Origin of the sequence: Robinsoniella peoriensis (assembly GCF_000797495.1) — a bacterium.
In the GTDB taxonomy this organism is placed as follows: domain Bacteria; phylum Bacillota; class Clostridia; order Lachnospirales; family Lachnospiraceae; genus Robinsoniella; species Robinsoniella peoriensis.
In genome coordinates this window covers 84,100-107,267 of the sequence record NZ_JTGN01000012.1, presented here as the reverse complement: position 1 = coordinate 107,267, position 23,168 = coordinate 84,100, and the positions used below count along the sequence as shown (strand labels likewise).

Here is a 23,168-nt window from a genome sequence, read left to right as displayed (position 1 = left end):
AAAAATCTAAAAATAGAAAGGGTGCCACATTGCGATTCTTTCGGCCTGCATAATTGTGGCAGTATTGCAGATAAGACTGCAATAGGCAATGGGTGAGAAGTGTGAAAAAGTATTTGAAAAGATTGATAGCCGTATTAGCAGCAGCTGCAGTGGCAGCAGGATCAGCCGGTTCTGTGATGCCGGTACAGGCAGCAATGGCAAATGGAGTCTATACCGCAGTCGTCCATCCGAGTTACAGCCATCCGGTATCAGGGGAAATTGAAGATTCCGGAGGAGAATCGTCCCAGGTACTGGGACAGTCTATGGTGGAGAGTGTATTATATACCCAGGCTCTTTTGGAGGTAGACGAAAGCGGAAACACCTATGCTAATGTGAGATATTTTTTGGCGGACCAGATATCCGATGTGCAGTTTGCCGTGCAGGAATGGGGAGACAGCAACTGGATGAGTACGGATGGCAGCGTGATGCAGGAAAATGCAGGCGGAACCTATTGTACCGATTACCGCATCCTTCTGACTTCCGAAACTACAGTAGTCAGGAGTACGTTTTATGTGGAACCAATGGGAAGATATGTAATCTTTTATTATTATTTTTCAGATCTGACGGAAGGAAACAATACGGACTTCATACAATCTGTCACAGTCACAAATGACATCCAGGCCCCAGAGACCCAGGCTCCAGAGACTCAGGCAGCAGCGCCCCAGACGCCGGCACCCCAGGCTGAGCCCCAGACAGCGTCCTCCCAGGAAACACCTCAGACAACGCCTCAGACAACAGCCCCTCAGACGGAGTCCCAAAAAGAAACAGCAGCAGCACCGACAGCGGCACCTGTAACCGAAGCTTCAAATCAGACCGGGCAGAAGAAGAAAGAGGAGAAACAGGATAATAGCAAATCTGATAATCCACTGGATGATGCAGTTGGGTTATCTGCATCAAAACCAATTGCAGCATCGGAAGAGGAAAGTGAAGAAGAAACAGCTTTACGCAAGGATAACGAGGATCGGACTGTGGGTGCAGGCAGCAGTTCAGGCGACATGGGACAGATGGTGAAATTAACCATAGTTACAGTCGTTGCCGGTGTTGTGACAGGAGTGGTATTGATGGCAGCTGCAGGTGGTATTCTATATGTAATCTACAAACGCAGTAAGGAGGAGGATGATGATTAAGCGCAAACTACTAAAAAAAGCCGGAATCCTTTTACTTGGGCTCTTTACCATGGTGACCCTGGGCGGCTGCGTTGATCAGACCCAGGGTAATAAGACCTTATCCCAAACCGCGGAAGTTACGGATTCCCTTTGCATTGCCGCAACCTCTATGGCAACCGTTGCCATCTGCGAAAAGCTGGATCTGGATCTGGCAGGGGTGCCTAAAAGCAGCCTAACAACCCTCCCGGACAGATATAAAGACGTGGAAGTAATCGGAACACCTATGTCTCCGGATATGGAGATTTTAAAGTCAATAAAACCGGATTGGGTATTAAGCCCGTCCAGCCTGCAGTCAGACCTGCAGAGTAAATACGAAGCAGCGGGTCTGGATTATGCTTTTCTAAATTTAAAAAGTGTTCCAGGAATGTATAAGTCAATTCAGGAACTGGGGCAGCTCTTTGACCGTGAGGAAGAGGCAGAGGTCCTGGTAAATGAATTCCTGGATTTTTATAATTCTTACAAAGATAAAAATGCAGATCAGGAAAAACCACGGGTGCTGGTATTGATGGGCCTGCCCGGCTCTTATATTGTAGCCACAGAAAATTCCTACGTTGGAAGCCTGGTGGAACTGGCAGGTGGAATCAATGTATATGAGGGGAGCGATCAGGAATTCCTTACGGCAAATACAGAAGATATGAAGAGCAAAGACCCGGATATTATATTAAGAACGGCGCATGCCATGCCGGATCAGGTCGTGAAGATGTTTGCCGATGAATTTGAGACGAATGACATCTGGAAACATTTCAGTGCCGTAAAAGAAGGCAGGGTTTACGATCTATCCTATGATAAATTTGGAATGAGCGCTACCTTTAATTATCCGGAAGCTTTGGAGGAATTACAGCCCATTCTCTATCCGGAAAGCGGAAGCAGTGTCAAAAAAGAGGATGCGCTTAAGGATACAGAGAACTTATCAGAAGAAATAACAGAAGACAAAACAGAAAACATAACAGAAGACAAAACAGAAAACGAGGAGCAGACACATGGTAGCAATTAAAGGACAGGTGGGACAGGAAGCCGGCAGGAAAAGAAAAATATCGAAAACCGGGCGGAAAACAGTTTCTTTCATGGTGATGATCATCCTTTTAATCACGCTGTTCTTTTTAGCAGTAAATATAGGAAGCCTGAAAGTATCTTTTATACAATTATTAAAAGGATTGTTTGTTGCGTTTGATGACCAGGTTGCTACTATTTATGACCTGCGTTTCCCCAGAATTATGATCTCCATGCTTGCAGGGGCTGCCATATCCGTCTCCGGTGTGCTGTTTCAGGCGGTGCTGAAAAATCCCTTGTCAGACCCTGGTATTATAGGCATATCCAGCGGTGCCAGCTTTACGGCAGTATTAATAACGGCATTTGCACCCCAGTGGTTTTTCTTCACTCCGATATTTGCTTTTCTGGGTGGATTAACAGCCTTTTTATTAGTCTATGGACTTTCCTGGAAGGGCGGCCTAAGCCCTCTGCGTATTATTTTAGTTGGTGTAGCCGTAAATTCCATGTTTGCAGGGCTTTCCAGCGCATTTAATTCCATGAACGGCGGAAATATGTCCGGTGTAGCGGCTATTGTGAATGGGAATATTACCATGAAGACCTGGGATGATGTCCACACACTTGTCTGGTATGTTGCAGCAGGATTGATTTTATCCATGGTATTTTCCGGGAAATGCAACCTGTTATCCCTGGAAGATAAGACAGCAAGAGGACTTGGGGTAAATGTCAATACAGTTCGTATTGTAATTTCCTGTGTCGCCGTACTGCTCGCCAGTATTTCTACAGCTGTGGCAGGTGTGATTGGATTCTTAGGGCTGATTGTTCCCCATATTGGCAGAATTCTGGTAGGATCGGACCATAAGGTGCTGCTTCCTTTTTCCATGCTGCTTGGAGCATTTACGTTTCTTCTGGCGGATACCATTGGAAGAACCGTCGCCGCTCCTTACGAGGTTTCCGCATCCATTATTATGTCGGTGGTGGGAGGACCATTCTTTATTGTATTATTAAGGAGGAGTTCAAAGTATGGAAGTTAAAAACCTGTCGTTTTCCTATGGGAAAAATAAGATCCTGGATGATATATCTTTTCAGGTGGAAATGGGGAAGATCACAACAATCATGGGTGCAAACGGGTGTGGAAAGTCGACCTTATTTTCGCTCATGACAAAAAATCTGATGCCCGACAAAGGAAAGATTTATCTGAATGGAAAGAATATCCGTAACATGAAATTAAAAGATTTTGCCACAAAGGTATCCATCGTTCATCAGTACAACTCCTCAAGCAGTGATATAACTGTGGAAAAACTGGTATCTTATGGGCGGACCCCTTACGCCAGGATGATGCATGGACAGAATGAAGACGACGAAAAAATGATTTCCTGGGCGATGGAAGTGACGAATATTGAAAAATATAAAGACCGGGAAGTAGCAAAGCTTTCCGGAGGTCAGAAACAGCGTGTCTGGATTGCGATGGCACTTGCCCAGAATACAAAGATATTGTTTCTGGATGAACCTACCACATATCTGGATATCCGATACCAGATAGAGATTTTGGAATTGGTAAAAAAATTAAACCGGGAATATGGCATCACCATTATTATGGTGCTTCATGATATCAATCAGGCTATGTACTTCAGCGACAATGTAATCGGTTTGAAAAAAGGGAAAATTGCGGTTTATGGAAATCCGGAAATGGTGATTGACTCTGATGCAATTCAGTCCCTCTATGGAATCCGTCTGGATATTGCTGACGTTAAAGGAAAAAAATTTGTGCTGGCTGTATAATCAGTATTCTCTTAAGCAGTGTTCATTCGACAAATCTTTATAAAATTCATGGATAAAGGAAATTTAAAGTGTTTATCTCTTGCAATTATTCTAATAAATGTTACAATCTAAAAGGAAAGTATTGAAGTACAATATAGAAGCTGGAAAGGAACGTGGTGATACCTATGCATTGCACAAGAAAAGTAACGGACAACATTTATTGGGTAGGCGGAAACGACAGAAGACTTGCCTTATTTGAAAATTTATTCCCAATTCCGAGAGGAGTATCTTATAATTCCTATTTAATTATGGATGAAAAAACAACACTGATGGATACCGTGGATTTTTCCATCAGCCGTCAGTTTATTGAAAATGTTCAATATGTATTAGCCGGCAGAACTCTGGATTATTTAGTAATTAATCATATGGAACCGGACCACTGTGCAAATATTGAAGTGCTGGTAAGGTTATATCCCGAGATGAAACTGGTTGGAAATGCCAAGACGGTACAAATGATCAAACAGTTCTATGAAATGGATCTGGAAGGAAAAGTGATTGAAGTCAAAGAAAAAGATGAACTTTCACTTGGAGTACATACCCTGCAGTTCTTTATGGCACCTATGGTGCACTGGCCGGAAGTAATGGTAGCTTATGAACAGTCAGAAAAAATATTATTCTCCGCAGACGGATTTGGAACTTTCGGAGCATTAAACGGAAACATCTTCAATGACGAGATGGATTTTGACAGGGACTGGCTGGATGATGCCAGACGCTACTATACCAATATTGTAGGAAAATACGGTGTGCAGGTACAGGCACTGCTGAAAAAAGCAGCAACTCTGGACATCGAAATGATCTGCCCGCTTCACGGTCCCGTATGGAGAAGTGATCTTGGATATTTCATAGACAAATACGACAAATGGAGCCGCTATGAGCCGGAAGATAACAACGTGGTAATTATCTATGGTTCCATGTACGGCAATACGGAAAATGCAGCCAATGTGCTGGCAATGTCACTGGCGGACGCAGGCGTGAAAAATATTGCGGTATATGACGCTTCCGTAACCCATGTATCCCATTTAATTGCGGAGGCATTCCGCTGCAGCGTAATCGTAGTTGCAACGCCTACCTATAACGGTGGAATTTACCCATCCATGGAATCTTTCCTGCTGGATATGAAGGCGCTTGGGCTTCGTAACCGTAAAGTCGGTATTCTGGATAACGGTACCTGGGCACCTACCGCATCCAAACAGGTGAAGAAAATCTTAGAGGAAATGAAAGAGATTGAAATCCTTGGAGAAGTATCGATTAAATCTACGTTAAAGCCAGCGGGGCTTGCAAATGTAGAAGAGTTAAAAGATGCCATTATGACATCTTTGAATGCTTAAGAATAGCAGAAGAGTTTGAAAAAACGTTCTTTGTACAAGTGAGTTCCATCACCTACGAAGAACGTTTTTTTCATTTGTCTCTAAAAGCGGCTGCACCTGCGGGTCATAAAGTGGGGCGTGCGCTATAGTTCATATTCTGCATCCAGCAGCAGATCCCTGGCAGCAAGTACTCCGTATCCCCGGTTGCCAGCCGTATCCTGAACCAGATCTCTGGGATTAGCGCCTACCTCGGCATAAAGCTGGTTAACTCCCCCTGACAGGGTCAGAGGCGTTACTTCATGAGCATTCATGGAGCGGGAGGGTTTGGTTACCAGCCTTGCCACGGCAGCAATTTTAGCAAGTTCAAGGGATGAGATCCGGCCTTTGTCAGCCAGCGGCGTTCCGGGAACCGGAGTTCTTCGCATAACAGCCATTGCTTCCACGCCGTAGTCTCTGGCACGGAGCATTTCATCTGCAATTTCTTCATAGGTATGTTCCGGACCGATTGGTTCTACACAGTAATAGAGTTCCAAACCTGTTTTTTTAATGACATCCAATGTCTGTATGCGTCGTTCCGGTAAAATGTCCGTATCAATGCCTTCCCCCAGACGCCGAATATGGTAGACACCCGTGAACCCGGTTTCCTTCAGGAGCATTGCTTTATCTTCATCAAAATCACCGATGTTAGCTACAAACCGGATATGATCAGGCAATACTTTTTTTACTTCTCTGGAAATATTCAGGAATTCTTCAAAGTCATAATGTGCTGTTGTCATTAGAAACAGATCATGGGTTCCGGCAGCAATTAACTGACGGACCGTTTCTAAGATATCCTCAATATCGTCCATAGTCTTCAGAAATGTGCCATCCATCACATAATTGCTCTCTGCCATAGAACAAAACTTACAGTTCATAGGACAGGGCTGGGCATTCAATCCAATCTGAGAAAAAATGTATGACTTATTATCATATTCATTACGGGTCATTTCATTTGCTAGTGCTAATAAATCGTAGAATTCCCTGCTTCCGTTTTTCGTCTGCAGCAGGGCAACGGCATTCTCTTTTGTCAGCTCGGCAACCGATGCTTTTTTTAATAATTCTGTAATCATAAGAATTCCTCCTGATCCGGTATTGCCGGAAATGTAAATTTAATAGGAACTATCCGAGGAAAATCCCCTGGGAAATGGAGCGTGCAAGATGGCTTGATTTTTAAACACGTTCTGGACATATTATAAAATAATTTGTGTTATACAGCTGGAATTAATTTTCGTTTTTTGTAAAAAATAATAGATAATATAAAAAAATTCCAAAAAATATTGAAAAATATAAAAATGGTAATTGACAAATCCAGCATACATGCTTATAATGTAGTTGTGTAATTTAATATTGCTATATTAAGTGCTAAGGTTAATATCAGGACGAAGGGTATTAATTTTAGAAGAGGGAATTAGGTGAGAATCCTAAGCGATCCGGTCACTGTATTCAGGGAGTGAACCTTCATAATCCATTGCATAACCCATTGTGTGAGAAGGAGAAGGCAAACTATGATCTGTAAGTCAGGAAACCTGCTTAATGTATGAGATGTGCTTCCGTGAAGAGCGAAACATCCAGCCAGTTTAGTGTATGTACATATTCTATAAGTGCAGTACATTAATCTGTATCAGGTGTCGGCTTAGGGTGAGCAGGCATATTTTATTGTAGAAACTGATGAGAGCCTGGTTTATCAATTTTGGAAAAGATTGATAAACACGCAGATTGCGATGAATCTCAAAGCATATATAAATTCACAAAATACCTCCTTCATGACCGTTGTATTCATAACATCTCTTAGATGACCTCCGCAAAGATTCTGGGAGAAAAAGTGTCATGACCAAATGATGTATGCAGGTTCCCGCAAACTTGTATATATCGGAAGAACAGCTGATTTCCCGCAAAAATCAGCTGTTCTTTTTTTGTGTATTTAAAACAAGCCATTTCATATTAAAAATTCATTTTCTCTGTCTGCACACCCTGTTTTGTGCGAAATTAAAGTTAATTTCTTAACTTTTGGAATGGGTATTGTGCAATTTATTGATATAAGGTATAATATCATCAATATATATAGACAAGATATATAAGGACATTTTAGAAGAAGAAGGAGGATTGCGGATGCTTGATCAGTCATTTTACCAAAAAACAGACGAAATCATCGCACATTATGGCAAAAAGGCCAGTTCGTTAATTCCGATTATGCAGGATATTCAGGGGGAATACCGATATCTGCCGGGCGAACTGCTTACGTATGTGGCAAAAGAAATAGGAGTTAAAGAGGCAAAGGCTTATAGTGTTGCTACCTTTTACGAAAATTTTTCTTTTGAACCAAAAGGGAAGTATGTCATTAAAGTTTGTGATGGAACAGCATGTCATGTGCGAAAATCAGCACCCATATTAGAAGCACTTTTTAAAGAGTTAGGGCTTAGTCAGAAAAAGCATACAACTGATGATATGCTTTTTACGGTAGAGACGGTATCCTGCCTTGGGGCATGCGGACTGGCGCCTACGCTGACTGTTAATAATGAAGTACATCCCACAATGTCACCGGAGAAAGCATTGGAATTAGTTGCGGAATTGAGAGGTGCAGGCGTATGATCATTGATAGCAAAAAAACATTAGAAAAACATAGAAAAGATTCCAAAGAAGTGATTAAATCTTTTTCCTGCAGAATTCTGGTCTGTTCCGGCACCGGCTGTATCGCAACCGGTTCTGAAAAAATATATGAACGCATGAAAGAGCTTTGCGGCGATTTGGAAGGCGTTGTGGTAGAGATGCAAAGAGAAATTCCCCACATCGGTGTAGTAAAGAGCGGATGTCAGGGAATTTGTGAATTGGGTCCTTTAATGAAGATCGAACCTTATAATTTTCAGTATGTTAAGGTGCAGTTAGAGGATTGTAAGGAAATATTTGACCGTACCATTATGAAAGGGGAACCGGTTGAACGACTGTTTTATCATAAAAAGGACAAAGTATTTGCCCATCCAAAGGATATCCCTTTTATTTCAAAGCAGACTCGGATCGTACTTGAAAACTGTGGAAATATAGATGCAGAATCCATTGATGAATACATAGCATCCGGCGGTTTTAATGCCCTTGCAAAAGCAATTTTTGATATGAAACCGGAAGAAGTCGTGGAAGAGGTTGATAAATCCGGGCTCAGAGGACGTGGGGGCGGCGGCTTCCCGGCAGGCAGAAAGTGGAAACAGGTAGCGCGGCAAAAGGAAAAAATCCGCTATATTGTATGTAATGGCGATGAAGGCGATCCTGGTGCTTTTATGGACGGAAGCGTTATGGAAGGGGATCCGTTTAAATTAATAGAAGGTATGATTATTGCAGCCTATGCGGTAGAATCCCACGAAGGCTATATTTATGTAAGGGCAGAATATCCATTATCGGTAGCAAGGCTGCGCATGGCGATTCAGCAGGCAGAAGAATACCACCTTTTGGGTGATAACATTATGGGAAGTGATTTCAGTTTCCATCTTCACATTAACCGCGGTGCAGGTGCTTTTGTATGCGGTGAGGGCAGTGCACTGACGGCTTCCATTGAAGGAAATCGCGGAATGCCCCGTGTAAAACCGCCGAGAACGGTAGAAAAGGGACTATGGGAAAAACCAACCGTTTTAAATAACGTAGAAACTTTTGCCAACGTGCCTAAGATAATTTTAAAAGGCGGCGAGTGGCTTCGTACCATTGGATCAGAAGGAAGTCCGGGTACCAAGACATTTTCAATAACCGGAGCAATTGAAAATACAGGATTAATCGAAGTTCCAATGGGAACTACCCTGCGTGAAATTATTTATGATATCGGCGGCGGCGTTAAGAATGGCGGTGAATTTAAGGCTGTTCAGATCGGAGGCCCCTCAGGCGGATGTCTTACAGAAGAACATCTGGATGTGGGACTGGATTTTGATTCCGTTAAGAAGTTTGGAGCAATTGTAGGCTCCGGCGGACTGGTTGTTATGGACGAACATACCTGTATGGTAGAAGTAGCCCGTTTCTTCATGAGTTTTACACAAAGAGAATCCTGCGGTAAATGTGTACCCTGCCGTGAGGGAACAAAACGGATGCTGGAAATTCTGGAAAGAATCGTTGCAGGAAATGGAAAACTGGAAGATCTGGATCAGCTGGTAGAACTGGCTGAGATGGTAAAGAGTATGGCTCTTTGCGGACTTGGCAAGAGTGCCCCGCTGCCTGTTTTAAGTACCCTGAAAACTTTCCGTGATGAATATGTAGAGCATATTGTTGATAAGAAGTGTGCATCTAAGACCTGTGAGGCACTGCGCTCCTATCACATTAATCCGGAATTCTGTAAAGGATGCAGTAAGTGTGCGAAGTTCTGCCCTGTAGCAGCAATTACTGGAAAGTTAAAAGAAGCATATACGATCAACAATGACCTTTGTATTAAGTGCGGTGCCTGCAAGGACAACTGCGCATTTGATGCAATCTACATCGAAGCATAGGAGGGATTATATATGGGATTTATGACAATAGACGGTAGAAAAGTAGAATTTACCGACGAGCGGAATGTCCTTTCTGTGATTAGGAAGGCCGGTATTTCATTACCTACTTTGTGCTATCATTCAGAAGTTTCTACTTTTGGCGCCTGTCGCTTGTGTACCGTAGAAGACGACAGAGGAAGAACCTTTGCTTCCTGTTCAGAAGAACCAAGAGACGGGATGGTGATCTTCACCAATACCGGAAGAATAAAAAAACATCGGAAATTAATTGTGGAACTGCTTTTGGCAGCCCACTGCAGAGATTGTACGACCTGCGTAAAAAGCGGGGAGTGCGTGCTTCAGGAATTAGCTCACAGAATGGGTGTTACCAATGTCCGTTTCCAGAATACCCGTGAGATTAGACCGGTGGATAACAGTTCACCATCCATCGTCCGTGATCCCAATAAATGTATTCTCTGCGGAGACTGTGTACGTGCCTGTGAAGAAATCCAGGGAATCGGTGCATTGGGATTTGCATTTAGGGGAACGGATGCCATGGTTATGCCGGCATTTAATAAAACCATCGCAGAAACCGATTGTGTAAACTGCGGACAGTGCCGTATTTACTGTCCTACAGGAGCAATCAGTATCCGTACCAATGTAGATGAAGTCTGGGATGCCATTGCAGATAAAGATGTGCGTGTGGTTGCGCAGATTGCCCCGGCTGTCCGGGTTGCGGTAGGAGATGCATTTAACCTGACAAAAGGCAGGAGCGTAATGGGCAAGATTGTAAATGTGCTGCACCGCATGGGATTTGATGAAGTATATGATACTGCATTCAGTGCAGATCTTACCGTTATGGAAGAATCAGAAGAATTTCTGGAACGTATCGAAGAAGGTGAGAATCTTCCGCTACTGACATCCTGCTGCCCGGCATGGGTGAAATTTGTCCATGACCAGTATCCGGAATATGTGAAAAATATTTCCAGCTGCAGATCTCCACAGGGAATGTTCTCTGCAGTTGTAAAAGAATTTTACCGTCATCCCAAAAATGCAAATGGGAAAAAGACGATTATGGTGTCCATTATGCCATGTACGGCAAAAAAAATGGAAGCCAACAGACCAAATAGTTATACAAAAGGGAAAAAAGATACCGATTTAGTTATCACTACAACAGAGTTAATACGAATGATTCGAAATTCCGGTATTGAATTTGAAACCCTGGATCCGGAGGCATGTGATATGCCATTTGGATTTGGATCCGGAGGCGGAATGATCTTTGGTGTTACCGGCGGTGTGACAGAAGCTGTTTTAAGGCGTCTGACAGATGAGCATGACAAAGCAACCCTGGACGCAATTGCAGAGTGCGGGGTACGTGGAGAAGATGGTATCAAAGAAGTTACGGTACCTTACAATGGCACCGACTTGAAGATCTGTATTGTAAGCGGTCTTGCCAATGCAAGAGACGTCATGGAACGGGTGAAAAAGGGCGAAGCAGATTACCATTTCATCGAGGTAATGGCATGCAGAAGAGGGTGTATCATGGGTGGCGGACAGCCAACCAGAGCAGGAGACCGGACCAAAAATGCCAGAGAAAGAGGATTGTACAATGCAGATAATATAACGATTATCAAGAAATCGGATGAGAATCCGCTGATTGCACCTCTGTATGATGGATTGCTGAAAGGAAAGGTACATCAGTTACTGCATAATCAGGAAACGTAATTAAGTAAATAAATACATTTTGGGACTGCCCGAAAGGGTTAGTCCCTCCTTGTGTTATTTAAATAACAAAAGAAAATTTAAGAAACGGAGATGAAAGAAATATGAGCAGGCTTAGTATTATTACTAGAAATCAGGCCCAGACCACAGTCGAAGAGCTCTACAAGGATTTGGAACGCAGAATCGTTGCCAGTCCACCAGGATTGTGTCCGGTAGACCTGGCAGTATCTTTCCTGAAGGTCTGTCATGCACAGACTTGCGGAAAATGTGTTCCCTGCAGGGTAGGATTAGGACAGCTTCAATGTTTGCTGGAAGATGTTCTGGATGGAAATGCAAAGATGGAAACCATTGATTTGATCGAAGAAACAGCCAGAAGCATTTATTATTCCGCAGATTGTGCAATTGGCTATGAAGCAGCAAATATGGTGTTAAAAGGCGTGCATGGCTTTCGAGATGATTTTGAAGAGCATATACTGCGTGGAAGATGTACCTGTGAATTGAATCAGCCGGTACCATGTGTTGCTCTGTGTCCTGCGGGAGTAGATATACCAGGATACATCGCCCTGGTGGCTGAAGAACGATATGCAGATGCGGTAGCATTAATCCGTAAAGATAATCCTATGCCGTCCGTATGCGCATTGATCTGTGAACATCCCTGTGAGGCCAGATGCCGCAGGAATATGATAGATGATGCGGTTAATATCCGTGGATTAAAACGTTATGCAATCGATCATGCAGGTGACGTTCCGGTACCGGAGCCGGCAAAAGCAACCGGTAAAAAGGTTGCAATCATAGGAGGCGGACCGGGCGGAATCAGTGCTGCTTATTATTTAGCTTTAATGGGGCATCAAGTGACGATTTATGAGCAGAGAAAGCAGCTGGGCGGTATGCTTCGTTACGGGATTCCTAATTACAGGCTGCCCCGCATCGCTCTGGATAAGGAAATAGATGAACTGTTGTCAATCGGTGTCAAGGTTAAGACGGAAGTAACGGTTGGGGAAAATCCCAATATCGTGGATATCCGCAACCAGTTTGATGCGGTCTATATTGCCATTGGTGCTCATATTGATAAAAAGATCGGTATTGAAGGTGAAGAAGCCACTGGAGTTGTATCTGCAGTTGAAATGCTCAGAAGTATCGGTGATAATGAAATGCCCGAATTTGACGGAAAAGATATCATTGTAGTCGGCGGCGGTAATGTTGCTATGGATGTTGCAAGATCAGCAGTCCGCCTTGGTGCGAAAAAAGTAAGAATCGTCTACCGCAGGCGTATTGAAGATATGACAGCAATGCCCGAAGAAGTACAGGGCGCCATTGCAGAGGGCTGTGAAGTATTAGAACTCCAGGCACCCCTTCGCATTGAACAGGATGAAAATGGAAATGCATGTGCACTCTGGGTTCAGCCTCAGATTATTGGTCTGGTGCAAAGAGGAAGACCGGCACCTGCAACAGCTGCGCAGGAAGAAGTTCGCCTGGACTGCGATATGGTTATTGTGGCAATCGGACAGGGTATCGAGTCCAAAGCCTTTGAAGAATATGGAATTCCAGTAAAACGAGGAGTTATTGAAGCCCTAAGCTGGAGTGGAATCAAAGATATCCCGGGCGTATTTGCCGGAGGTGACTGTGTTACCGGACCGGCTACGGTTATTCGTGCAATTGCTGCAGGTAAAGTGGCGGCTGCCAATATCGATGAATATCTTGGATTTAAGCACACGATCAAATCAGATGTAGAGATCCCGAAAATCAGGCTGGATGACAGAAATGCCTGTGGACGTGTTACCATGAAAGAACGGGATGCTTCCGAACGAAAAGATGATTTTGAACTGATTGAATGCGGCATGACTCATGAAGAAGCATGTCAGGAATCCAGAAGATGTCTGCGCTGTGATCATTTTGGATTTGGCGTATTTAAAGGAGGGAGGATAGAAAAATGGTAAAATTGACAATCGATAAACAGCAGATAGAAGCAGCGGAAGGCACTACCATTTTAGAAGCAGCAAAAAGTGCAGGAATTCATATCCCGACTCTGTGTTATTTAAAAGAAATAAATGAAATCGGAGCCTGCAGAGTCTGTGTAGTTGAAGTAGAAGGGATCACCAAATTAGTTACCGCATGCAACAACGTGGTAGAAGACGGAATGGTAATCCATACCAACAGCCCTAAGGTACGTAAAACCAGAATGACTAATGTGAAACTTATTTTATCTCAGCATGACTGTAATTGCCCTTCCTGTGTCCGAAGCGGAAATTGCAATCTCCAGAAGATTTCCAATGATCTGGGTATTTATCATGTACCTTATAAGACGAAGCTGTCCCATATAAAAGGGTCGAAGGAATTTCCGCTGCTTCGTAATTATGAAAAATGTATCAAATGTATGCGCTGCATCCAGGTTTGTGATAAGATCCAGAGTTTAAATGTATGGGATCTTGCCAATACCGGTTCCCGTACCACGGTAGATGTATCCGGGAACCGTACTTTGGAAGAGGCAGACTGTACCCTGTGCGGACAGTGTATTACCCATTGCCCGGTTGGGGCACTTCGGGAAAGAGATGATACAGACCGGGTATTCGATGCCCTCGCAGATCCGGATAAAATTACAGTAGTGCAGATTGCACCGTCCGTCCGTGCAGCATGGGGCGAGCCTTTGGGACTGGACCGGGAATTTGCCACTGTGAACCGCCTAGTTTCTGCCCTTCGGAAGATGGGATTTGATTATATTTTTGATACGGATTTTTCTGCTGACCTCACAATTATGGAAGAAGCAAGCGAGTTCTTAAAGAAAGTGGAAAATAAAGAAAAGGAGAAGTTTCCGATGTTTACCTCCTGCTGTCCGGGGTGGGTACGTTTCTTAAAAGCACAGTATCCGGATATGGTAGATCAGTTGTCTACCGCCAAATCACCGCAGCAGATGTTTGGAGCAATGGCGAAGAGTTATTATGCGGACTTACTTGGGGTAGATCCTTCCAGAATTTATTCCATTTCCATTATGCCATGCCTTGCGAAAAAGCATGAGTGTGCAATACCCACCATCAATGATGCCGGTGCTGGACCAGATGTGGATGTAGTGCTTACAACCAGAGAAATAGACCGGATGATCCGAGCCGAACATATCGCGGCAAAGGAATTGGAAGAGGAAGAATTCGATATGCCTCTTGGTATTGGCTCAGGTGCCGGTGTGATCTTTGGTGCAACAGGCGGCGTTATGGAAGCCGCTCTTCGTACAGCTTATTATTTCGTAACAAATGAGAATCCGGATCCTGACGCATTTAAAGATGTACGTGGTATGAAAGGATGGAAAGAAGCAACCTTTGATCTGGCCGGAACTCCCCTGCGTGTAGCGGTAGCCAGTGGTCTTGGAAATGCCAGGGAGCTAATCAAAGCTATCCGAAAAGGAAAGACGGACGTAGACTTTGTTGAAATTATGGCATGTCCGGGCGGATGTTCCGGCGGCGGCGGACAGCCAATTCAGGATGGAGAAGAACTGGCGGAAGTGCGTGCAGCAAATCTCTATGGACTGGATAAAGTAAGCGATATACGGTTCTCTCATGAGAATCCGTCTATTGTACAATGTTACCAGCATTATTTGCAGCGTCCTCTGTCACATCGTGCCCATGAACTGTTGCATACCGATCATCATAGCTGGAAGATGCCGGGAGAAGAATAATCGGTTACTTTACTAAATTCAGTTTTTGAAAAATGATTCATCAATGATTCTATCATTGGCCCCCTCTGCATATACTATACCAGTATATAGAGGGGGTATTTTAATGGAAGAATTCAATTTATACAAAGATATACAAGCCCGTACCAAAGGTGAGATCTTCATCGGCGTAGTTGGGCCTGTAAGGACAGGAAAATCTACCTTCATCCGTAGATTTATGGAACTGATGGTATTGCCGGCGTTAAAAGAAAACGACAAGGCGATTGCAACAGATGAAATGCCAACCAGCGGCAAAGGACGTACCATAACTACCGTAGAACCGAAATTCATACCAAAAGAAGCAGCAAAACTGTCTTTATCTGAAGATGTGGATGTTAGAATGCGGCTGATCGACTGCGTAGGCTACATGGTAAAAGGCGCAGCAGGAATGGATGACAATGAGAAGGTTCGTATGGTTAAGACACCCTGGTCGGAAAAAGAAATTCCGTTTACCCAGGCGGCTGAAATCGGAACAAGAAAAGTTATTCGTGACCATGCTACCATCGGATTAGTAGTTACCTGTGACGGAACATTTGGAGAAATACCAAGAGAAAATTATCTGGAGCCGGAAAAACGTGCGATCACAGAATTAAAGAACATCGGAAAACCATTCCTGGTATTGGTTAATTCAGAACGCCCTTATGGAGAAGAGGCAAAGCAGGCGGCATCTTATATCTTCGATACTTATGGGGTTACTGCGATGCCGGTAAACTGTGAGCAGTTGAAAAAAGAAGATGTAAGCAAAATCCTGGAACAGGTACTATACGAATTCCCGCTGGTTAAGATTGAATTTTATGTGCCCAAATGGGTAGAAATGCTTCCGGGCGACCATGTGATAAAGGAAAGCCTGATTAAAAGCATACGGGATATTATGAAAAAAATGCAGCATATCCGGGATATTTCCAATGAAGCGCTGCAGATGGATTATGACTTTATTAATAGTGTGAAGCTTGACGCAATCGAGCTATCCCAGGGAACTGCCAAAGTCCGTATAGATCTGGACGATACATATTACTACGAGATGCTCAGTGATATGGCGGGAGTTCCGATCCAGGGCGAATATCAGCTTCTTTCTATTATTAAAGAACTTTCCAGGAAGAAGGGCGAATACGAAAAAGTAGAAAATGCCCTGGATGCAGTCAGAAATACCGGATATGGAATTATTACGCCGAATCAGGAAGAAATTGTTCTGGATGCCCCGGTAGTCATTAAGCAGGGCAGTAAATTCGGCGTGAAAATCAAAGCAGCCAGCCCATCGGTTCATCTGATCCGGGCTGACATTGAGACGGAAATTGCACCCATTGTAGGCAGTGAGCAGCAGGCGCAGGATCTGATGTCATTTATTAATGAAAATAGTGCCAAGGATGGAATCTGGAATACAAATATTTTTGGAAAATCAATCGAACAGCTGGTAGATGATGGAATTCATACAAAGCTTGCGAAAATTGGAGAAGAAAGCCAGACAAAACTTCAGGATACGATGAAGAAAATTGTAAATGAGTCTAATGGAAGCCTTATTTGTATCATCATATAGGTAATCAGAATCGTGCAGCGGCATTCGATCAATTTCGGATGCCGCTGTTTCTGTCGAAATAGAAATGAAACAAAAAATTGACAAATACTAGTAAATGTTTTATAATATCTTCATATTCTTAATATAATCGTAATAAATATACGAGGGGTTCCACGGGGAGTTTCACGAAAGGAACGAGTATGAAGGAATTAAAAAGAATATTGTCATTGGTTCTATTGTTTGTTTTGCTGGCTTCTATATCTATGGACAGCCAGGCAGCATGGAAACGTTACAAAGGAGACCGCTGGAAATACACAGTTTCGTCTGAAAATACGGTCAGAAAAAAGTATGTTAAGAACAAATGGAAAAGAATTAATGGTAAATATTATTACTTTGATTCAAAGGGATGGCTGAAAACCGGACGGATTAAGGTAAAGAAGAAATGGTATTATTGCGATTACGAGAAAGGGCGTATTTCTAACCAGTGGGTAGGAGACTACTATTATGGCAGGAATGGAGTTATGGTCAGGAACAAATGGGTGGGTATGTATTATGCCGGTAAGAACGGCAAAAAAGTTCCTGGAAAAATTCGGAATACAAAAGATGTACGGCTGTTGTCTGCGATTACTTATCTGGAAGCAGGGAATCAGTCCTATGAAGGAAAACTGGCAGTGGCAAATGTAATTTTAAATCGTGTCAATGACAGCAGTTTCCCGAATACGATACAGGAGGTCGTATATCAAAGCGGGCAGTTTACGCCTGCAATGAATGGAATGCTGAGCTGGTTGTTAGAAAGCGGTCAGGCTGTGCCATCCGAATGTATCAAGGCTGCAAAAGATGCTCTTACGGGAGTGAATAATGTACCTGGATATCTGTATTTTACAACTGGAGTATGGGGGCCGTTAAAGATTGGTGACCATTACTTCCGCAAAACTTATTAACATCGTATGATGAAGATTGAACAGGGAGATTTTACAAGTGAAAAAAAAGATATTAACAGCTGTAGCAGTGATGTTTGTCGCATTTATCGTAACTCAGCCATTGAATGCGAAAGCGGATTGGAGACAGACTGCAAAAGGGAATTACTATTATATTGGTAATGATGGTAAAAAGGTAAAAGGCCGCTGGATTGGGGATTACTATCTCAATTCTAAAGGCTACATGGTAAAAAATAAGTGGGTCGTAAGCAACGGAACAAAGTATTTTGTCGGGGCAGACGGGAAATGGATTCCAAATTTCCGTAAGGGATGGTATCAGATCGGAAAGAAATGGTACTATTATACAAGTTCCGGTAAGATGAAGACTGGATTTTTTACGGTAAAAGGGAAAAAATACTATTGCAACAGCAAAGGGATCATGCTTACAGGACTCCGTAAAATCAGTGGAAAGCGATATTATTTTGACAGCAGCGGAGCGATGAAATTTGGTTTTCGGACAGTGAAGGGAAATCGTTATTATTTCCGCAAGACTAATAAAGATGGTTATGCATTTACCGGACTTCGTAAAATGGGCGGAAAGTATTATTATTTCTCTGCAACTGGTATTATGCAAAAGGGCTGGCAGACGGTTAACAATGCCCAATATTACTTCCAGAGCGATGGTAAATCAGCTACCGGCTGGGAGAACATCAGCGGAAATACATATTATTTTACAAACAAAGGTATTATGGTAAAAGGTTTGCAGAATATTGACGGAGCTTTGTATTATTTTGGTGATAATGGAATCATGTATAAAAATACCACAATAACCGTCAATGGAGTCACCTATCAGGTCGATGCAAGCGGAAAATGTAATCAGAATGTGAATGATCCAAGCGGCGGCGGGTCAGTTTCCCAGGAAATGTTATTCTTTACGAAATATGAATCGGGTCCGGAGGCTTATGGACAGACTGGTGGAGACAATGGAAACGCATGTGGAAAGTATCAGTTCGATTATCGCTATTCACTGCTTCCTCTGGTAAAATACTGTTATTCCAAAGATCCGGTAACTTTTAAAGAATTTCAGCCATATGCAGCATATGCCCTTACGGAGAAAAATAAGGCGAAGCTGAAAGGCAACCAGAAATTCTTCCGGGCATGGCAGACAATTTATGCAAGAGCACCAAGATTATTTGCTTCATATCAGGATGAATTTGCAAAACAGGAATACTATGATGAAACTGAAAGATATCTCATGAATATGGGTATCAATATTAAGTTCCGCCCGGACGTGGTAAAAGGAAGTGTATTCAGCTACTCTATCCAGCATGGAGCCTATTCTGCGGCACTTGCAGTGAAGGCAGCGGGAATAAATAATGGAACGTCAAACAGAAGTTTTATTAACAGATTATATAATCACAGAATCAGTAATTTCCCACTTTATCGAACTAGATATAACAGTGAGAAAGCAGAAGCTTTAAGTTATTTGTAGTTCATGGGAGATGTTAGGAGGCGATGCTTAGTCATCGTCTCCTTTTTTGCGTCGATCCCCTCATTCTTTCCCTTGACATGAAAATTATTGTAACTTATTATATTATTTAAAGAGTTTTTTGAAAATTTAATCATGGAGGACTTACAAATGACATTAGAAGAAGTGCTTCTGACTGTGAAAGAGCCAGATGAGGGTGCAATGAACAACTGCAGGAAAAGGTGGGACAGTATTGCAAAGCCGCTGCATAGCCTGGGTAAAATGGAAGATTATCTTGTGAAGATTTCCGGAATGACAAAAAGCAGTAATATTGATCTGGCGAAAAAAGCATTGGTAGTAATGTGTGCAGACAATGGTGTGGTAGAAGAGGGTGTGACCCAGACCGGGCAGGAAGTAACCGCAATCGTATCGGAAAATTTTCTGAAAGAGCAGGCGACGGCAAGTATTATGTGCCGGGTGGCAGGAGCAGATATTTTCCCGGTGGATATAGGAGTTGCAAGAGATACCAGTATCATTAATCATAAAATTGCCTATGGAACCAGGAATATGGCAAAAGAACCGGCAATGACCAGAGAAGAGACGGTTCAGGCCATTGAAACTGGTATTCAGATGGTTGCAGAATTAAAAGAGAAAGGTTACCGTATCATAGCTACCGGAGAGATGGGTATTGGTAATACTACAACGAGCAGTGCGGTTGCCTCGGTTCTTTTACATACATCGGTGGAAGTGGTAACAGGAAAGGGCGCAGGACTCTCATCGGAAGGCTTTAAACGTAAGATCCACACTATAAAAAAAGCTATTGCACTGCATACTCCTGATCCCCGGGATGCCATAGACGTGTTATCAAAAGTAGGCGGTCTGGATATCGCAGGACTTACGGGCGTATTTTTAGGAGGTGCAGTATACGGGGTTCCCATTGTAATCGATGGGTTTATTTCATCCGTAGCCGCGCTGGCTGCTGTAAATATCTGTCCGCTGTCTAAAGAATATATGCTTGTTTCCCACGTTTCCAAAGAACCGGCAGCCCATTTGATCCTGGAAGCATTAAAAATGGAAGCGGCACTTACCTGTGATATGTGTCTGGGAGAGGGTACAGGGGCTGTAACCCTGTTTCCGGTATTAGAGATGGCAGTGGCAGTTTATAACGGGATGAGTACATTCCAGGATATACAAGTGGAGGAATATAAGCCTTTATCATAAAAGGGCTGGGGGTAAGTGTGAAAGAAAAACATTTTCACACTATTGATTTGGGAATAGCACAAGCCAGCTTGTGCTATTGCTGGGGGTAAGTGTGAAAGAAAAACATTTTCACACTATTGCTGGGGGTAAGTGTGAAAGAAAAACATTTTCACACTATTGATATGGGAATAGCACAAGCCAGCTTGTGCTATTGCTGGGGGTAAGTGTGAAAGAAAATCACTTTCACACTTTCTATTGGCGCAGTACCGCAGATCTGTCTGCGGTATGCAGGAGGTACAGATATGTTAATGATTGTAACAGGAGGCAGCGGAAGCGGCAAATCTGCCTACGCAGAAGAACAGATTATGAAACTGGGAGAAGGAAGCAGAATATATATTGCGACGATGATGAGCTTTGACGCAGAAGGCGACAGAAGGATTGAAAGGCACCGTAAAATGCGGGCAGCCAAGAACTTCCAAACCATTGAGTGCTATATGGATTTAAGCTCTGTCAATCTTCCCCCGGACGGAATTGTGTTACTGGAATGTATGTCCAATCTGGCTGCAAATGAAATGTATGCACCGGGCGGTGCAGGTGAAAATATGGTAGAATCCATTCTGCAGGGCATACAATCTGTTTTATCCCAGGTAAAAGCGCTGGTGGTTGTGACGAATGAGGTATTTTCCGATGGACAGGAATACGATTCCCAGACCATGCAGTATCTTGAATATTTGGGAATCATCAATCAGGAACTGGCTAAAAAGGCAGATACAGTTACAGAGGTGGTATGTGGTATTCCCCTGGTTAGAAAAGAGAGGCTGGATTCATGAAAAAGATAGGTAATAGTTTTATCATTGCATTTGCAATGTACTCCAAGATCCCTATGCCCAGGACCGAATGGACAAAGGATAACATGAAATATGCAATGTGCTTTTTTCCTGTGATTGGAGCGGTGATTGGAGCAGTTATACTTCTGTGGAATTATATCCAGGGGTATGCTGGGTTTGGAAATTCATTTTATACAGTTGTTCTGATGATGATACCGGTTCTGATAACCGGAGGAATCCATCTGGATGGTTTGCTGGACACCTCGGATGCTTTGAGTTCCTATAAACCAATGGATCAGAAACTGGAAATACTGAAAGATTCCCATGCGGGGGCATTTGCAATTATCGTAGGGATATGTTACTTTTTTTTACTGTTTGGATGTTATTCGGAGACAAATGCCAGAATGCTTTCGGTACTGGCAATCGGTTTTATGCTGTCCAGGGCACTTAGCGGACTTGCGATTGTCAGCTTTCGTATGGCGAAGAATACCGGGCTGGCAGCAACCTTCTCAGATATGGCTGTAAAAAGCAGGGTAAAGATGGTAATGATCATTTATATCATTTTGTGCGCTGTGGGGATGATTCTCCTTGAACCGGTTCTTGGAACCGTTTGTTTCCTCAGTGCCCTTTTCATGTTTGCTTACTACCGCCATATGTCTTATCAGAAGTTTGGCGGGATTACCGGAGATCTGGCAGGATTTTTCCTGCAGGTATGCGAACTGGTAATGGCGGCTGCCGTTGTAATAACAGCAAAGATTATCGGGATGTAAGTTATTAAAAAAGTATGGAACAAGTAAAGATATGGAATAGTATAGAATCAATGTAAACATGAACCAGCAAATGAACGAAATTTCATAAACATAGAAATAACAGAAAGGAATAGACTATGAAACTTGTAATCGGCGGTGCTTTCCAGGGCAAGAAAAAAGCAGCCTGTGAGCGGTATCAGTTGTCGGCTTCAGACTTTATAGACGGCATTACCTGTATGCCGGAAGAGTTAAAAAGCTGCAGGGGGATTTTTCACTTTCATGAATATATAAAGAGAATGATCCGGGAGGGGGAAAATCCAACAGGGCTGATAGATATGTTATATGAAACCAATCCGGAGATTATCATTGTGTGCAATGAACTTGGATATGGGGTAGTCCCGATGGAAAAGTTTGACCGGGAATATCGGGAAACAGTGGGAAGGCTTTGCTGCAAAGCCGCTGAATATTCGGATGAAGTAGTGCGGGTGGTATGCGGACTGGATACGGTGATCAAACATGCCTGAGATTTTACTGATACGCCATTCCAAAACAGAAGGAAACCTGCTGGGGCGTTATATCGGAACTACAGACGAACCACTCTGTGAAAAAGGAGTTGAACTGCTGAAGCAGAAAAAATATCCTACAGCGGACAGCCTTTATGTAAGCCCGATGAAAAGATGTATAGAAACAGCCAAGAGAATCTATCCCGGTATGCCCTGCGAAATTATAGCGGATTTTCGGGAATGCAGCTTTGGAGAATTTGAAAATAAAAACTATAAAGAACTGGATGGAAACCCTGCGTATCAGGCGTGGATAGACAGCCAGGGAACAATTCCTTTCCCGGGCGGAGAGAGCCAGGAAGCATTTCGCAGCAGATGCTGCCATGCATTTCAAAATACCGTGAATGATATTATAAGCAAAAAAGTTTCAAGAGCTGCTATCGTGGTTCATGGCGGTACCATCATGAGCATTATGGAAGCTTTTGCTGTTCCGAAAAGAGCATTTTATGATTGGCAGGTAAAGAATGCGCAGGGCTTCCTGGTGGCGTTAGATGAGGCGGCCTGGCGGGAAGAGAAGAAGATTCGGGTGGTAGAGAAAATTGGGGTTTAGCTGATCAAGACGCTTTGTAAATGATAGGTAGTGTACAGAAAGATGGGTGTGGGAAACTGGCATGGGCTCCGTCAGCTGGCCGCAGAACTGGTATGGTCCGCCCCCCTTCTCTTTCCGTACACCACCTCCATCTACAAAGCGTCCCCTTCTTATCTAAACCCGTCAATTTC

General features: G+C 43.2%; 19 protein-coding genes and 1 riboswitch. Of the genes, 18 read left to right on the top strand and 1 reads right to left on the bottom strand.

From position 1 onward, the window contains the following. Window positions 1–92 precede the first annotated feature (92 nt). From QR40_RS30175 to QR40_RS22000, 5 genes are all read left to right on the top strand, one after another. Window positions 93–1,166: a heme-binding Shp domain-containing protein gene (locus QR40_RS30175; RefSeq protein WP_160295858.1), complete on the top strand. Its 1,074-nt coding sequence runs from the start codon at window positions 93–95 to the stop codon at window positions 1,164–1,166. Then, entirely contained in the window at window positions 1,156–2,199 is a 1,044-nt protein-coding gene (isdE, locus tag QR40_RS22015; RefSeq protein WP_044296768.1) for a heme ABC transporter substrate-binding protein IsdE, read from the top strand. Before QR40_RS30175 ends, isdE begins: the two co-directional genes overlap by 11 nt. 70 nt (window positions 2,200–2,269) lie before the next feature. Beyond that, window positions 2,270–3,226, top strand: coding sequence for a FecCD family ABC transporter permease (locus tag QR40_RS22010; RefSeq protein ID WP_377139008.1), 957 nt, complete (start codon window positions 2,270–2,272; stop codon window positions 3,224–3,226). Beyond that, window positions 3,216–3,974, top strand: coding sequence for an ABC transporter ATP-binding protein (locus tag QR40_RS22005; RefSeq protein ID WP_027293955.1), 759 nt, complete (start codon window positions 3,216–3,218; stop codon window positions 3,972–3,974). The genes QR40_RS22010 and QR40_RS22005 overlap by 11 nt, the downstream gene beginning before the upstream one ends. A gap of 164 nt (window positions 3,975–4,138) precedes the next feature. Further along, complete coding sequence (locus QR40_RS22000; RefSeq protein WP_027293956.1) at window positions 4,139–5,341, top strand: FprA family A-type flavoprotein; 1,203 nt, start codon at window positions 4,139–4,141, stop codon at window positions 5,339–5,341. Between the two features lie 122 nt (window positions 5,342–5,463). On the opposite strand, the gene QR40_RS21995 is transcribed toward QR40_RS22000, so the two are convergent. Then, window positions 5,464–6,429, bottom strand: a complete 966-nt coding sequence (locus tag QR40_RS21995) for a radical SAM protein (RefSeq protein WP_044289338.1) — start codon at window positions 6,427–6,429, stop codon at window positions 5,464–5,466. A 270-nt stretch (window positions 6,430–6,699) separates the two neighbouring features. Further along, a riboswitch (cobalamin riboswitch) is annotated at window positions 6,700–6,907 on the top strand. 561 nt (window positions 6,908–7,468) lie between these two features. Between QR40_RS21995 and QR40_RS21990 the strand changes: the two genes are divergently transcribed. The 13 genes from QR40_RS21990 to QR40_RS21930 all read left to right on the top strand — a co-directional run bounded on the left by QR40_RS21990 (window position 7,469) and on the right by QR40_RS21930 (window position 22,998). Further along, complete coding sequence (locus tag QR40_RS21990; RefSeq protein ID WP_027293958.1) at window positions 7,469–7,948, top strand: complex I 24 kDa subunit family protein; 480 nt, start codon at window positions 7,469–7,471, stop codon at window positions 7,946–7,948. Beyond that, window positions 7,945–9,816, top strand: coding sequence for an NADH-quinone oxidoreductase subunit NuoF (locus QR40_RS21985; protein WP_044296767.1), 1,872 nt, complete (start codon window positions 7,945–7,947; stop codon window positions 9,814–9,816). The genes QR40_RS21990 and QR40_RS21985 overlap by 4 nt, the downstream gene beginning before the upstream one ends. Before the next feature lie 12 nt (window positions 9,817–9,828). Continuing rightward, window positions 9,829–11,517, top strand: coding sequence for a [FeFe] hydrogenase, group A (locus QR40_RS21980; RefSeq protein ID WP_027293960.1), 1,689 nt, complete (start codon window positions 9,829–9,831; stop codon window positions 11,515–11,517). 101 nt (window positions 11,518–11,618) lie between these two features. After that, window positions 11,619–13,451: an NAD(P)-binding protein gene (locus QR40_RS21975; protein WP_044296766.1), complete on the top strand. Its 1,833-nt coding sequence runs from the start codon at window positions 11,619–11,621 to the stop codon at window positions 13,449–13,451. Continuing rightward, window positions 13,445–15,178 carry an NADH-dependent [FeFe] hydrogenase, group A6 gene (locus QR40_RS21970; protein WP_027293962.1) on the top strand — a complete coding sequence of 578 codons (1,734 nt, stop codon included), beginning with the start codon at window positions 13,445–13,447 and terminating at the stop codon, window positions 15,176–15,178. The genes QR40_RS21975 and QR40_RS21970 overlap by 7 nt, the downstream gene beginning before the upstream one ends. A 103-nt stretch (window positions 15,179–15,281) precedes the next feature. Further along, window positions 15,282–16,748 (top strand): stage IV sporulation protein A, encoded by a 1,467-nt coding sequence (gene spoIVA / locus QR40_RS21965; protein WP_044296765.1) that lies wholly within the window; start codon window positions 15,282–15,284, stop codon window positions 16,746–16,748. A 179-nt stretch (window positions 16,749–16,927) separates the two neighbouring features. After that, entirely contained in the window at window positions 16,928–17,668 is a 741-nt protein-coding gene (locus tag QR40_RS30170; protein WP_052377782.1) for a cell wall hydrolase, read from the top strand. A gap of 37 nt (window positions 17,669–17,705) precedes the next feature. Beyond that, window positions 17,706–19,136: an N-acetylmuramoyl-L-alanine amidase family protein gene (locus tag QR40_RS30165; RefSeq protein WP_052430996.1), complete on the top strand. Its 1,431-nt coding sequence runs from the start codon at window positions 17,706–17,708 to the stop codon at window positions 19,134–19,136. A gap of 147 nt (window positions 19,137–19,283) precedes the next feature. Continuing rightward, window positions 19,284–20,333 carry a nicotinate-nucleotide--dimethylbenzimidazole phosphoribosyltransferase gene (cobT, locus tag QR40_RS21950; RefSeq protein WP_044296764.1) on the top strand — a complete coding sequence of 350 codons (1,050 nt, stop codon included), beginning with the start codon at window positions 19,284–19,286 and terminating at the stop codon, window positions 20,331–20,333. A 281-nt stretch (window positions 20,334–20,614) separates the two neighbouring features. Beyond that, entirely contained in the window at window positions 20,615–21,142 is a 528-nt protein-coding gene (locus tag QR40_RS21945; protein ID WP_044296763.1) for a bifunctional adenosylcobinamide kinase/adenosylcobinamide-phosphate guanylyltransferase, read from the top strand. Beyond that, window positions 21,139–21,909 (top strand): adenosylcobinamide-GDP ribazoletransferase, encoded by a 771-nt coding sequence (locus QR40_RS21940; RefSeq protein WP_027293967.1) that lies wholly within the window; start codon window positions 21,139–21,141, stop codon window positions 21,907–21,909. The genes QR40_RS21945 and QR40_RS21940 overlap by 4 nt, the downstream gene beginning before the upstream one ends. Before the next feature lie 116 nt (window positions 21,910–22,025). Continuing rightward, window positions 22,026–22,412: a bifunctional adenosylcobinamide kinase/adenosylcobinamide-phosphate guanylyltransferase gene (locus tag QR40_RS21935; protein ID WP_044296761.1), complete on the top strand. Its 387-nt coding sequence runs from the start codon at window positions 22,026–22,028 to the stop codon at window positions 22,410–22,412. Beyond that, a complete protein-coding gene (locus tag QR40_RS21930; protein WP_044296760.1) occupies window positions 22,405–22,998 on the top strand; it encodes a histidine phosphatase family protein in 594 nt (197 codons plus the stop codon). The genes QR40_RS21935 and QR40_RS21930 overlap by 8 nt, the downstream gene beginning before the upstream one ends. Window positions 22,999–23,168: the final 170 nt, after the last annotated feature.